This window comes from Methylobacterium sp. Leaf94, assembly GCF_001426045.1.
Lineage (GTDB): Bacteria > Pseudomonadota > Alphaproteobacteria > Rhizobiales > Beijerinckiaceae > Methylobacterium.
Genome location: NZ_LMRM01000023.1, coordinates 262,466 through 276,636, shown reverse-complemented (window position 1 = coordinate 276,636; position 14,171 = coordinate 262,466). Strand labels below are relative to the sequence as shown.

Below are 14,171 nucleotides of genomic sequence, written 5' to 3'. Positions count from 1 at the left end.
GAAAATAGCTTAACGACGACTCAATGAAATAATGACGCCTGAAAAAACGCTATGCGAAAGTATGCTTATCGAACCTAAGGTTGTTAAGCCTCCGCTCACGCCCTCCGCGCTGCTCGACTATCGAATTGACCTGTCCCCGCATCGTTTCTCGTCAGCAATTTACGGCTTGAGAACACTTACGGATCATTATCGTACCGTGCTATTGTCGTTAAATCGTATCATATGACAATTTACAAGTGCGGAGCATTTCCGGCGCGGGTGTCACAGATTGCACTGACCCAACCAACATTGATATCGTGTTTAAAAATCTGTCGAATACACGATCAGCAAAAAGAAGCCTCTCGAAGGCAAACTATATCACTAATATCCCATTCGCCATCGGGATACGCAATCAAGGTCGCTGGAGGAAGCCCGCACGTCATGGCGCAAGGAGCCATTTACCTGCTCACTGATCGTCCAGATCGGAGCACGGCCTTGGAAAAACTCATCAGAACGATCGGACCTTGCGAGGTCATCGCTGCGGGCAACGATCATCCGTCGAACGTCCAGCCGCGCGCAATCGTATCCGATCTGACCTTGAGCCGACGCGAGTCGGTGAGCCGTCTCCGTAGTTTTCTGCACCACGGCAAGGCGACCGATATACCGGTCATCTGTCTCCTTCGATCGACAACCGACACCGATCTGCGTCAGGCTCGCAACCTCGGCGCAACGATCTGCTTTCCCGCTTATACTGCGCCGCACCTCGTCGTGCAGGCACTTCAGGCGGAGATGAAGACAGCGGAGCCGGATCTCTGCATACAGCCTGTCGTTCAGAATGTGTCACGCGCCAAGGAAATTCTGAGCGGCCTTTTCGACGGCGTCCGTGGGGGCGGCCCAATCTCTCTGGCGCAGGTCGATGCCGGGCTGGATCCAATCCTCGCTGCAGTGAAGGAAGGCGGCCTAACACGTTGGCTGGAGACCGTCTGGACGCATGACGATGCCACGTACCAGCACTGTCTCCTCGTTGCCGGTGTTGCGGCTCAGTTCGTGTTGCATCTCGGCTTTCGCACCGAGGATCGCGAACATTTCGTGCGGGCCGCCCTTCTGCACGATGTCGGCAAGGCGCAAATCCCGCTGGAGATTCTGAACAAGCCCGGGCGCCTCGATGCCGACGAGATGGTTATCATGCGCCGCCATCCGGTGATCGGTTACGACATCCTACGCGAGAGCGGGTGTGACGCGGCTACCCTCGGCGCCGTCCGCCATCATCATGAGATGCTGGACGGATCCGGCTATCCGGATGGTCTTGTGGGATCGGAGATCAGCGACACCGTCCGATTGCTGACCATCTGCGACATTTACGCAGCTCTGACGGAGCGCCGCTCTTATAAGAAGCCGATGCCGCCGCGAGACGCACTGGCGATCCTCTCAGGGATGACGGGAAAACTCGAGACGAGCCTGGTGCAGCATTTTGGGAACGCGATGCTGGACCCGGGTTCCCAATCCTGAGAACGCAACGTCGGAACGAGCTGCAAGGCTCTTCCGACGTCGCCCGGTGAGCGGAGCGCTACTCGGCAGCGTCGAGGCGAGGACGTTCGATCGCCGAGCGTTCTCGCTTCACGAGTTCCGCGGTGAGGAACGCCACTTCCAAGGCCTGCTCGGCGTTCAGGCGTGGATCGCAGTAGGTGTGATAGCGATCGCTCAGGTCTTCAGCCGTCAACGCACGGGCGCCGCCGGTACACTCGGTCACATCCTTGCCAGTCATCTCGAGGTGGATGCCGCCAGCGATGGTCCCTTCGGCACGGTGGACGCCGAAAAAGCCCTCGATTTCCTGCATCACCCGTTCGAATGGACGCGTCTTGAAACCTCCGGCCGAAATGGTGTTGCCATGCATCGGATCGCAGACCCAAACCACCTTGCGGCCCTCGCGCGCGATAGCCCGGATTAGGCCGGGAAGGTGGTCTCCGACCTTATCTGCTCCGAAGCGACAGATCAGCGTCAGGCGCCCAGCCTCGTTGGCCGGGTTCAGCTGATCCACGAGTTGGAGCAAACCCTCGGCCGTCATCGACGGACCACACTTGAGGCCGATCGGATTCTTAATGCCGCGCGCATATTCAATGTGCGCGTGATCCGGCTGCCGGGTCCGGTCACCGATCCAGAGCATGTGGCCTGACGTGGCGTACCAGTCGCCGCTCGTCGAATCGACACGGGTAAGTGCCTCTTCGTAGCCCAGGAGCAAGGCTTCGTGGCTGGTGTAGAAATCCGTGGTGCGAACCTCTTGGTGCGTCTCCGGATTGATGCCGATGGCCCGCATGAAGTCGAGGGTCTCGGTCATCCGCTCAGCGCAATCGGCGTAGCGCGAGGATTGCGGAGAATCCTTCACGAAGCCGAGCATCCACCGGTGCGAGTTCTCTAAATTGGCATAGCCACCAGTCGCGAAGGCACGCAACAGGTTGAGCGTTGCCGCCGATTGGCGATACGCTTCGAGCTGACGGCGCGGGTCGGGCACGCGGGCCTCCTCCGTGAAAGTCAGACCATTGACGATGTCGCCACGGTAGCTCGGCAGGGTCACGCCGTTCATCGTCTCATTCGGTGAGGAACGAGGCTTCGCGAATTGACCGGCGATCCGCCCCACCTTCACCACGGGCGAGCCGCCCGCGAAGGTGAGTACGAGAGCCATCTGCAGGAATACCCGGAAGAAGTCGCGGATGTTATCGGCCGAATGCTCGTCGAAGCTCTCGGCGCAATCTCCCCCTTGGAGCAGGAACGCCTCGCCAGTCGAGACTCGAGCCAAGGCCGACTTAAGCTTCCGCGCCTCACCTGCAAAGACCAGGGGGGGGAAGCTTGCGAGCTGTGACTCGACCGATTCCAGGGCGGTGGCATCCGGATAGGCAGGTACCTGTTGGATCGGCAGGTTTCGCCAGGTCTTCGGTGTCCAACGCTCGGCCATAATCGTCTCCGTTCCGCCTTTCGGTCGGCTCCGCGCGGCGGAGGGCCCCGCGGAGAAGCGCGGCTTATAAAGCGGTTCTTCGGCAGAGGCGAGAGATGCCGAGCCGTAGCTGCTATTCACCCAACGCGCGCGAGTCTGGATTAAAAAGAGCAATCGCCGATTTCGGTTTAAATCACGTCCAATCAGTCTCCACCCGAATCGTCGTCTTCGATGGCGATTCCGTGCTCGGACAGGATCCCGAAGATCGCTTCCACTTCTTCCGCCGTGACATCCCGCGGCGGTAACGCAGCCTCCAAGTCGGCATAGGTCAGGCGACGCTGGCGCAGTGCCTCGGCCTTGGCCAGGAGCACATCGACCACTGCCCGCATATCCTTTGGTAGTCCGTCATGACTCGGGCTCCGCTCATTCGAAGCCGGATCCAACGCCTGGGCGAGCATCCGGTCGATGATAGTCTGGCGGCGGTCATGGGCGTCGTTGGAGCGGTCCATGCCGTCGATTATGGGTCTGTGGCGCCGGTCGTCGAGGGGACCAGCGGCGGAAAGTCAACTTTGCGTCAATCCGCGACGGCGATCGGCGCCCCTTTCCGAATCCGCACCGGGATCGCCTTCGCGGCCGGCGTTTTCGCCTGCTGGTCGTAGTGCCAGAGTGGAATGAGGGCGTTGAGCTCCGGGTAATAGCCACCGACGTTACCCTCCGGGATGCCGTACTTGATCACCCGCAGGCCGTTGACCTCGCGCAGGAACTCATCATCGGCGTCAGCCGAAAGATCCACCATTTCGCCGTCGGCGAGTCCGAGGCGCTCGATGTCTTTGTCGTTCATGAACAGCACCATCCGAGTGCCCTTCACACCACGGAAGCGGTCGTCATAGCCGTAGATCGTCGTGTTGAACTGATCGTTCGAGCGAAGGGTGATCAGATCGAGCACCTCGCGGCGGTTGCTGCGCATGTCAGGGTCGGCCTCCAGGCCGCCCGGAACGGTGAAGTTGGCCTTGCCGGTTTCGGTCTCCCACTTGCGATCACGCGCCGCGACGGGCTTGTGGAGACCTCCGGGCTGAAACATCCGGCCATTCAGGTCGTGGAAGACATCTGGATAGGTCGCTTCGATCGCATCCCGAACCCTGGCGTAGTCACCGACCCAACCGTCCCAATCAACCCTCGGGTTCGGCGGCAGCAATGCCTTCGCCATCTCAGCAACGATCCACGGCTCGGAGCGCACCTGATCGCTGACCGGCTTGGTTTGTCCGCGGGATCCGTGGAAGCAGGAGGTCGAATCCTCCATCGAGACCGCCTGTGGGCCGCTGGCCTGCTCGTCGACCTCGATCCGGCCGAGGCAGGGCAAGATGTAGGACACGGCACCATGAACCAGATGCGAGCGATTCAGTTTGGTCGAGATCTGCACCGACAGGCGCAGCGCGCGCCAAGCTTTCTCCATCCGGACGGTATCGGGCACGGCGCGGATGAAGTTGCCGCCAAGACCGATGAAGGCCTTCACCTCACCGGCAACGATACCCTCGCAGGCCTCGACGGTGTTGCAACCCTTTTCCCGCGGCGGCTCGAAGTCGTAGAGTTCCTTGAGTTTGTCGAGGGGTGCCAGCTCCGGCTTCTCCGTGATGCCGACGGTGCGCTGACCCTGGACGTTGGAATGCCCACGGACCGGACAGAGCCCGGCCCCGGGGCGACCGACATTGCCGCGCAGAAGCATGAGATTCACGAGCATCTGTACGCCCTCGGTCCCACGGCGGTGCTGGGTCAGGCCCATGCCGTAGACCGCAACGACCGAACGGGCCCGCCCATAGACCGTCGCCGCCGCCTCCAGCGCCTCGCGGGCGAGCCCTGAGCGCGTCTCGATGTCCGCCCATGACTGCGAATCGCAGAATGCGACGAACTCCCGGAAGCCGTGGGTGTGCTCAGCGATGAAATCGACGTCGAGGATACGCGGGCGGCCGACCTCCATCGCCTCGCGGTCGGCGGCAATCAAGACCTTGCACATGCCGGTGATCGCCGCGAGGTCTCCGCCCGCCCTCACCTGATGGTACTGCGTCGAGATTTCGGTGGAGCTGCGCGTCAGCATCTCGGTCGGCGATTGCGGGTTCGTGAAGCGCTCCAGGCCGCGCTCCCGCAGTGGGTTAAATGTGACGATCGGAACGCGCCGCTTTCGTGCCTCTTGGAGAGGGTGGAGCATGCGGGGGGCATTCGAACCGACGTTCTGTCCAAAGAACAGGATCAGATCGGTCGATTCGAAATCTTCCAGGATCGTGGTCCCGACAGGAGATCCGATCGATGATTTGAGTCCGACCGAGGTCGGCTCATGGCACATATTCGAAGAGTCGGGCAGGTTGTTGGTGCCATGCATCCGCGCCATCAGCGCGTACATGTATGAGGTCTCTAGCGAAGCGCGGCCAGAGGTGTAGTAGACCGCGGCGTTCGGATCGAGGGCGCGCAGCTCGCGTCCGATCTCCGCGAAAGCCTCTTCCCACGACACCGTCACGTACCGGTCGCTGCCGGGGTCATAGCGGAGCGGATGGGTCAGGCGTCCCTTCTCCTCGAGGGCGTAGTCCGTCCAGCTCAGCAGTTCCTTCACGGTGTGGCGCTGGAAGAAGTCGGGTCCGATCCGCTTGGCAGTCTGCTCCCAGACCGTGGCCTTTGCCCCGTTCTCACAGTACTCGAAGGTGTTGGGCTTGGCCGGCTTCGACCAGGCACACGAGACGCACATGAAGCCGTCCGGCTTGTTCTGCTTCATCAGCAGCGCCGCGCCGGAGACTGGGATCTGTTCCCGCGTCAGGATCTCCACGAGGGAGCCCGCAGAACCCCAGCCTCCCGCAGGCCCGTCATACGGTTCGATCTTGGGTTCGGCCATCGGTTCGGTCATGCGCGTATCCCGACATCTTGGGTGTCAGGACAGCAATGATGCGTAGACCCGGCGTGTTCCGGACTGCGACGGCGAGACGTCGCAATCCAGTCCGGCATCATCTTCAGCGCGGCAGGATGCTCGCGCCCATCAGAGCCTCGTCGATGGAACGCGCCGCCTGACGCCCCTCGCGGATGGCCCAGACCACGAGGGACTGACCGCGGCGCATATCGCCCGCTGTGTAGATCTTCTCGTTCGACGTCCGGTAGTCGAGTTCGTTCGCCGTCACGTTGCCACGCTTGTCCATGGCGACGCCGGACTCTTCCAGCAGGCCCTTCCGGACCGAGCCGGCAAAGCCGATCGCCAGGAACACGAGGTCAGCGGGTAGCGTGAACTCACCGCCCGGGATCGGCTGACGCTTCTCATCGACGCGGGTGCAGACGACGCCGGTGAGCTTGCCCTTCTTGCCCTCCAGCCGGAGCGTCGCGGCCTGGAACTCGCGCTCGGCGCCCTCGGCCTGGCTGGAAGAGGTCCGCATCTTGGTCGGCCAGTACGGCCAGACCGAGAGCTTGTCCTCGCGCTCCGGTGGGCGAGGCCGGATATCGAGCTGCGTCACCGACAAGGCACCCTGACGGAACGAGGTGCCAACGCAATCCGAAGCGGTGTCGCCACCACCGATGACGACGACGTTCTTGGCGGTGGCGAGGATGGGAGCCTCACCGTTCCCCGGCATCGGCTCGGCACCGACGCGGCGGTTGGACTGCACCAGGAATGGCATGGCGTAGTGGACGCCCTCCAAATCCTGGCCGGGCAATTGCGGATTACGCGGGTCCTCGGCACCAGCGGCGAACAGCACTGCGTCGAATTCGGCGGTGAGTTCATCGAGCTGCTTGTTAATTCCAACATTGACGCCGTAATGGAAGTGAACGCCCTCACCCTCCATCTGCTTCACGCGCCGGTCGATGTGGCGCTTCTCCATCTTGAAGTCGGGGATGCCGTAGCGGAGCAGGCCACCGGCCTTGGGCTCGCGCTCGAAGACGTGGACCTCGTGCCCGACACGGGCGAGTTGCTGCGCAGCTGCGAGCCCTGCAGGGCCGGAGCCGATGATCGCGACTTTCTTTCCGGTCTGATGATCGGCGGGCTCAGGCTTGACCCATCCGTTGTTCCAGGCACGGTCCGCGATCGCCTGCTCGATGGTCTTGATCGCCACCGGCTGATTCTCGAGGTTCAGCGTGCACGCCTCCTCGCAGGGCGCTGGGCAGATCCTGCCGGTAAATTCTGGAAAGTTGTTGGTTGAATGGAGGTTGCGTGCCGCTTCTTCCCAGTCGGACTGGTAGACGAGCTCGTTCCAGTCCGGGATCTGATTATGAACCGGGCAACCCGTCGGCCCGTGGCAGAACGGGATGCCGCAATCCATGCAACGAGCCGCCTGCTTCTTGAGATCGTGCTCGTCGAGCGGCAGCGTGAACTCGCGGAAGTGGCGCACGCGATCGGCGGCGAGCTGATACTTCTGCTCCTGCCGGTCGAATTCGAGGAAACCCGTGACCTTGCCCATCGTCTGACCGTCTTTCGCGAGTCTGTCTGATCCGTCGCGCGGAAGGCGGCCTCGACGGCCTATTCCGCTTTCACCCGGCAGATCGGCCTCTCACCGCCCCGCCTCATGCGTCAGCCATCTCAAGGTGCTGACCCGTGCGGTTCCCAGTTCGTCACGAACTGGGAACCGTCTCAATAAAATTTCGGTCGTGCAGCGCCTACTCGGCCGCCACCGGCATCCGCGCCATTTCCATTTCGCGCAGGGCTCGCCGGTACTCCACCGGCATCACCTTGACGAACTTGGTGCGGTAGCCGGCCCAATCATCGAGGATCGCCTTGGCACGCGGGGAGCCCGTGTACTTCAGGTGATTGGTGATGAGTTGAGACAGGCGTTCCTCGTCGTGGCCCGACATATCGGCCAGGATGTCGACACGGCCCTTCGTTTCCAGGTCGCCGTCCTGGTGGAATCGACGCATGAGGTCGTCCTCCTCCTCGACGGGTTCGAGATCGACCATAGACAGGTTGCAACGGGCCGAGAACGAGCCGTCCTCGTCAAGGACGTAGGCAATGCCACCCGACATGCCCGCCGCGAAGTTGCGTCCGGTTTCGCCGATCGACACCACCACGCCGCCGGTCATGTACTCGCAGCCGTGGTCGCCCATGCCCTCGACCACCGCGATGGCGCCCGAATTGCGGACGGCGAAGCGCTCACCGGCCGAACCGCGAATGTAGGCCTCGCCCGCGATCGCCCCGTAAAGGACCGTGTTGCCGGCCATGATGGTGTGCGAGCCCGGCGCCCGCAGGGCGTCGGAGGGGCGGATGATCAGCTTGCCACCGGACAGGCCCTTGCCAACGTAATCGTTGGCGTGGCCGGTGAGTACCAACGTGACACCCGCCGCAAGCCAGGCGCCGAAGCTCTGGCCGGCCGTTCCGGACAGCTCCAACCGGATGGTGTCGTCGGGCAGACCCTCGTGGCCGTACCGCTTGGCCACGACTCCGGAAAGCATGGCGCCGGCCGTACGATCCGAGTTCTTGATCTCCTCCCGCACCACTACAGGCTCTCCGCCGTCAAGGGCCGATTGCGCGCCGGCGATCAGGCGTCGGTCGAGCACCGTATCGATCGGATGCTTCTGCTTCTCCGTGTGCCGGATCGCGACGTGCTCGGGCACTTCCGGGCGGTGGAACAGCTTCGAGAAGTCGAGACCGCGCGCCTTCCAGTGATTGATCACCTCCAGCGTGTCGAGGAGGTCGGCCCGTCCGATAAGGTCCTCGATCTTGGTGAAGCCCATGGACGCCATCAACTCCCGCAACTCCTCGGCCACGAAGAAGAAGTAGTTGATCACGTGTTCGGGCGTACCCTTGAAGCGCTTGCGCAGAACGGGATCCTGCGTTGCCACGCCCACCGGGCAGGTGTTCAGATGGCACTTCCGCATCATGATGCAGCCGGCCGCGATCAGCGGCGCGGTCGAGAAGCCGAACTGGTCGGCCCCGAGCAGGGCCGCGACCAACACGTCGCGGCCCGTGCGGATGCCACCGTCGGCCTGAAGGACGACGCGCCCGCGCAAGTGGCTCAGCACCAGGGTCTGCTGGGTCTCGGCCAGACCCGTTTCCCAGGGGCCGCCCGCGTGCTTGATTGAGGTCAGCGGGGCCGCACCAGTGCCGCCGTCGAAGCCCGAGATCGTGATGTGATCGGCGCGCGCCTTGGCGACGCCGGTCGCGACTGTTCCGACGCCGACCTCGGAGACGAGCTTCACCGAGACGTCGGCCTCGGGATTCACATTCTTCAGGTCGAAGATCAACTGCGCCAGATCCTCGATCGAATAGATGTCGTGATGCGGAGGCGGCGAGATCAGGCCGACGCCGGGGGTGGCGTAGCGGACCTTGGCAATCTTGGCATCGACCTTGTGGCCGGGCAGCTGGCCGCCCTCGCCCGGCTTGGCACCCTGTGCAACCTTGATCTGCATCATGTCGGAATTGACGAGATATTCCGTCGTGACGCCAAAGCGCCCGGAAGCGACCTGCTTGATGGCCGAGCGGCGCGAGCGCCCGTCCGCCATCGGCTTGAAGCGCTCGACCTCCTCGCCGCCCTCGCCCGAATTCGAGCGTCCGCCGAACGAGTTCACCGCGATTGCCAGTGTCTCATGCGCCTCCTTCGAGATCGAGCCGTAGGACATGGCGCCTGTCGCGAAGCGCTTGACGATATCGGCCGCGGGCTCGACCTTATCGATGTCGACCGGCGCCCGGCCGATCTCGGCCGCCTGCTTGATGCGGAACAGCCCGCGGATCGTCTTAAGATGGTTCTCCTGCTCGTTCACCAGCCGCGCATATTCCCGGTAGCGCTCCGGCAGGCCGAGGCGCACGGCATGCTGCAGCGTCGCGACCGAATCGGGCGTCCAGGTGTGGCTCTCACCGCGCAGGCGATAGGCGTATTCACCACCGACATCGAGGGCAGTCCGATAGATCGGGGAGTCGCCGAAAGCATCGGCGTGACGCCGCGCGGTCTCCTGTGCAACCTCGGCCATACCGATGCCCTCGATCGTCGTCGCGGTTCCGAAGAAGTCCCGCTCGACGAAAGCGGAATTCAGACCGATCGCGTCAAAGATCTGCGCACCGCAATAGGACTGATAGGTCGAGATGCCCATCTTGGACATGACCTTGAGCAGGCCCTTATCGATCGACTTGATGTAGCGGTAGACGATCTCGTCCGGCGTCAGGTCCGGCGGGAACTCGTCCTTCATCGCGATCAACGTCTCGAAGGCTAGATAGGGGTTGATCGCCTCGGCGCCGTAACCGGCGAGGCAAGCGAAGTGATGTACCTCGCGTGGCTCCCCCGACTCGACCACGAGGCCGACGGAAGTACGCAGTCCCTTGCGGATCAAGTAATTGTGCACGGCGGCAGTCGCGAGGAGTGCCGGAATCGCGATGCGATCCGGCCCGACGCCCCGGTCCGACAGGATGATGATGTTGTAGCCGCCGCGCACCGCGACCTCGGCCCGATCGCACAGGCGATCGACCGCGCCCTCCATGGCCGCCGCACCGGTTTCGGCCGGGAAGGTCATGTCCAGGGTCTTGGTGTCGAACCGGTCCTCGAAATGGGAAATCGAGCGGATCTTCTCGAGGTCGCCGTTGGTCAGGATCGGCTGGCGAACCTCAAGGCGCTTCTTGCGGGAGGCGCCCTCCATGTCGAGCAGGTTCGGGCGCGGGCCGATGAACGAGACGAGGCTCATCACCGCTTCCTCGCGGATCGGGTCGATCGGCGGGTTCGTCACCTGCGCGAAGTTCTGCTTAAAATAGGAGTAGAGCGACTTCGGCTTGTCGGACAGCGCCGAGAGCGGCGTGTCGGTGCCCATGGAGCCGACGGCCTCCTGGCCGGTGACAGCCATGGGCGCCATGAGAAGCTTGAGGTCTTCCTGGCTGTAGCCGAAGGCCTGCTGGCGATCGAGGAGCGACACGTCCGAACGCGAAGCCCGCGGGATCACGGGCTTCAGGTCCTCAAGGACGATTTGGGTGTTCTTGACCCACTCGGCGTAGGGATGCGCGGCGGCGAGCTCGCTCTTGATCTCCTCATCGGAGACGATGCGGCCCTTCTCCAGGTCGATGAGTAGCATCCGCCCGGGCTGCAGGCGCCAGGATTCGACGATCTTCTCATCCGGGATCGGGAGCACGCCCATCTCAGACGCTAGCACCACGAGGCCGTCGTCGGTGACGAGGTAGCGCGCGGGTCGAAGGCCATTGCGATCGAGGGTCGCGCCGATCTGGCGGCCATCGGTGAAGCAGACGGCAGCCGGACCGTCCCACGGCTCCATCAGGGCGGCGTGATACTCGTAGAATGCACGGCGTTCCTCGCTCATCAGCGGATTGCCGGCCCAGGCTTCCGGGATGAGCATCATCATCGCGTGGGCCAGCGAATACCCACCCTGGACGAGGAATTCGAGAGCGTTGTCGAAACACGCGGTGTCGGACTGGCCCTCATAGGAGATCGGCCAGAGCTTCGAGATGTCGTTGCCGAACAGCTCCGAATCGACGCTCGCTTGGCGCGCCGCCATCCAATTGACGTTGCCGCGCAGTGTGTTGATCTCGCCGTTATGGGCGACCATCCGGTAGGGGTGCGACAGGCGCCAAGTCGGAAATGTGTTGGTGGCGAACCGCTGGTGCACCAGAGCGAGGCCAGAAACGAAGCGCTCGTCCTGCAGGTCGCGATAGTATTCGCCGAGCTGATCGACCAGAACCATGCCCTTGTAGACGATGGTACGGGTCGAGAGGGACACGGGATAGTAGGTGCTCGCACGCTCGTCCTTCAGGCCATAGACCTTGTTCGAAATCACCTTGCGAGCGGTGAACAGTCGACGCTCGAAAGCGTCCTCGTCCGACACCGTGGCAGGACGGCCGATGAAGATCTGCCGGTGGCAGGGCTCTGTCTCCTTGACCGTCACGCCGAGGTCGCTCGGATCGACCGGCACATCGCGCCATCCGAGGAAGGGCAGTCCCTCATCGGCCAGGGCCTTCTCGACGATCTCCTCGACGAGGCGACGGGCCTCGGAATCCTTCGGCATGAAGAACTGGCCGACCCCGTAATGTCCGGGCTCGGGTAGGGTGATACCGAGTGCCTCGCACTCAGCCTTGAAGAATGCGTGCGGAATCTGAACCAGTATACCGCACCCGTCGCCCATCTTCGGATCGGCGCCTACGGCACCCCGATGATCAAGGTTCTTCAGGATTTGGAGGCCTTGCTGGACGATGGCATGCGTCCGCCGGTCGTGCATGTCGGCGACGAAGCCCACGCCGCAGGCGTCGCTCTCGCGAGCCGGGTCGTAAAGCCCCTGAGCTTTCGGCAGAGCCCGGTCGCGCACGATCAGCGGCGCGGTCCCGTCGCGGGTGGCGGGAACCGACGCCTGCAGCGCCCCGAACTCAGAAGATGCGACCACGTCCACCATCTCTCGCCTCCGACCTGCCCGCAAGCGAGCATGTTTCATGCCCAGAGCCCGAGGGGCTTCCGGGTTTGTCTCTCGACAGCGTCGGCTCTGGGCGGGTTCTTCGGTCAGGAAGCGCCCGCAACTCGCGGGCTCGACGCCGGCTTGGTTTCAAGCCGTGCGGGCCCGGATCGCCGCGATGGCGACCGGCTTCGAATCTCGTTTGGTCGCCGGCAACGTCACCTGAGCGAGATCCTCACAGCCATCCGGACAGATACCCTGCCGGGAATGGGACAGCGTTACTGTCCTACCGGTGGAAAGTGACAGATTTTAACCGCTCCAGCAAGGGCATGTCCGGTGGCTCACTGCGGTTTTCCGGCGCATGGTTCCCTCCCGCCGCGAGCTTTCTCGCCGCAGGCCCACGGGTGATCGGAACGAGCCAGATCCGTTGACCCCGAACCCACGGTGGCAGCCTCGCAATCTCGCCCCATTCGGCCTGTTTACACGGCGTGCCGAGCACAAGCGGCGTGCGGGGATTGTCTCGAATCCCGGCGGACCTTGGAGCGGAGGACCTGCGACAACAGCAGGCCTCCGCACCGACATCTCTCTGGATCTCACAGCGATGTTTTCGTCTCGCAGGAAGCCCATGCGTGCATCCCCCTCATCCCGCGCCTTGTCGGCCGGCATCCTGGCCGGTGTCATGACGCTTTCAGCCGCGCCTGTCGCCCAGGCGCAATACGCCTACGAGCCTGACCTCCTTCTACCGCCCCGTGCCGTCGTGTGGCGGCTGAATGACCGCGGATTCACCGACGTCACGCGTCCACGCTTCGATGGGCAGACGTATATTGTCGAGGCATCGAATCCCTATGGTGATCGCCTCCGGCTCTTCGTCGATGCGCGCGACGGTCGAATCATTGGACGCCATCGGCTGGACGTAGCGCCCGACGCACCTCCGCGGATCATGCGCCGTACACCCGGCTATGGCTGGACCGAAGACGACGAGGCGATCCGTCAGCCGATCCGGCAAGTCGAAAGAATCATACCGCCCGCGGACATCCCCTTCCCGCAGGATCAGGCTCGCCGTGCGCGCCCCGCTCCGGCGGGCCTCCCGGACCTTGCGAATCGATCGGAAGCCGGATCGCGGACCGTTCCGCCGGCGCCGCCCGGACCTGCCGATCGGAATCCCATGGGCCTGAACCCCGATGCTCGCGGGGCAGACGCAAAGCCGAAGTCCGAGACACCTCGAAAAGTCGTCCGCCTCACCCCAACGGTCAAAGCGGGTTCGCCTGTTGTCACACCCGGGGCGCCGAAGCTGTCCGATGTGCCCCCTGCCGGATCAAAAGCCGACGCTGCCCCCGCCGCCGTAACCGCCGCGGTCTCATCTCCGAAGGTCGATGGACCGACCGCCGCCATGACGCCGGCCTCGGTGCAGCCGCCTCCGGTGCCGAAGCCGATGGCGCAGAACTGGAAGGACGTGCCGGCGGACGCCAAGCGACCGGTCCGGGTGATCGGTGGCGCGACGATCGTGCCAGGTACCACGAAGGAACCGGAGAAGGACTGAAGTCAGCGCTGCAGGTAATGAGACGCGAAGGACCGCGTGGTCCTTCGCGTTTGACGATTCCGGAATTGGATCAGCCGGCGTCGCTGGCCCCTGCACCCTGCAAATGCGGGTCGCGGGTGGCGGCACGAACGGGGCTATCGGCAGCCGGGGTGTCCTGAAGGGCCCTGAGCGCGAGGGGATCGAGGCCACTGTCCGGATCGAGTCCAGAGGCCTCGAGGGCTCTGCGCATCTTCGGCGTCCAGAACGCCACGATGTGTTTGTGAATGCCGGCCACGGCCTCCTCGTCCGGATAGGACCGGAAGAAGGTGGCGATCTGATTGGCCATGCGGACCAGTTTTTCGTCGGACGTCAGGGCGCTCATCGGTACGAAAACTCTGTCGAGGGAACGGG

At 63.4% G+C, this 14,171-nt stretch carries 8 protein-coding genes; 2 read left to right on the top strand and 6 right to left on the bottom strand.

What is annotated here, in order from left to right:
• Positions 1 to 474 precede the first annotated feature (474 nt).
• Positions 475 to 1,488, top strand: a complete 1,014-nt coding sequence (locus tag ASG63_RS14095; RefSeq protein WP_338011816.1) for an HD-GYP domain-containing protein — start codon at positions 475 to 477, stop codon at positions 1,486 to 1,488.
• A gap of 58 nt (positions 1,489 to 1,546) precedes the next feature.
• Here ASG63_RS14095 and ASG63_RS14090 read toward each other — a convergent pair whose 3' ends face one another.
• The 5 genes from ASG63_RS14090 to gltB form a co-directional block, all read right to left on the bottom strand.
• Positions 1,547 to 2,929 carry a class II 3-deoxy-7-phosphoheptulonate synthase gene (locus tag ASG63_RS14090; protein WP_056217344.1) on the bottom strand — a complete coding sequence of 461 codons (1,383 nt, stop codon included), beginning with the start codon at positions 2,927 to 2,929 and terminating at the stop codon, positions 1,547 to 1,549.
• 182 nt (positions 2,930 to 3,111) lie between these two features.
• Positions 3,112 to 3,417 (bottom strand): RNA polymerase sigma factor region1.1 domain-containing protein, encoded by a 306-nt coding sequence (locus tag ASG63_RS14085; RefSeq protein ID WP_056217342.1) that lies wholly within the window; start codon positions 3,415 to 3,417, stop codon positions 3,112 to 3,114.
• Between the two features lie 65 nt (positions 3,418 to 3,482).
• On the bottom strand, positions 3,483 to 5,786 hold the full coding sequence (locus ASG63_RS14080) for an FdhF/YdeP family oxidoreductase (RefSeq protein ID WP_056217470.1): 2,304 nt from the start codon (positions 5,784 to 5,786) through the stop codon (positions 3,483 to 3,485).
• Between the two features lie 115 nt (positions 5,787 to 5,901).
• The gene (locus tag ASG63_RS14075) at positions 5,902 to 7,332 is read right to left on the bottom strand and encodes a glutamate synthase subunit beta (protein ID WP_056217340.1); all 1,431 of its coding nucleotides are present in this window, start codon (positions 7,330 to 7,332) and stop codon (positions 5,902 to 5,904) included.
• Positions 7,333 to 7,528: 196 nt separating this feature from the next.
• Positions 7,529 to 12,244 (bottom strand): glutamate synthase large subunit, encoded by a 4,716-nt coding sequence (gltB, locus tag ASG63_RS14070; RefSeq protein WP_056217338.1) that lies wholly within the window; start codon positions 12,242 to 12,244, stop codon positions 7,529 to 7,531.
• A 622-nt stretch (positions 12,245 to 12,866) separates the two neighbouring features.
• On the opposite strand from gltB, the gene ASG63_RS24235 reads away from it, so the two are divergent.
• Positions 12,867 to 13,781, top strand: coding sequence for a hypothetical protein (locus ASG63_RS24235; protein WP_244479901.1), 915 nt, complete (start codon positions 12,867 to 12,869; stop codon positions 13,779 to 13,781).
• Between the two features lie 70 nt (positions 13,782 to 13,851).
• Here ASG63_RS24235 and ASG63_RS14065 read toward each other — a convergent pair whose 3' ends face one another.
• Entirely contained in the window at positions 13,852 to 14,142 is a 291-nt protein-coding gene (locus ASG63_RS14065) for a formate dehydrogenase subunit delta (RefSeq protein WP_056217336.1), read from the bottom strand.
• Between the last annotated feature and the right edge of the window lie 29 nt (positions 14,143 to 14,171).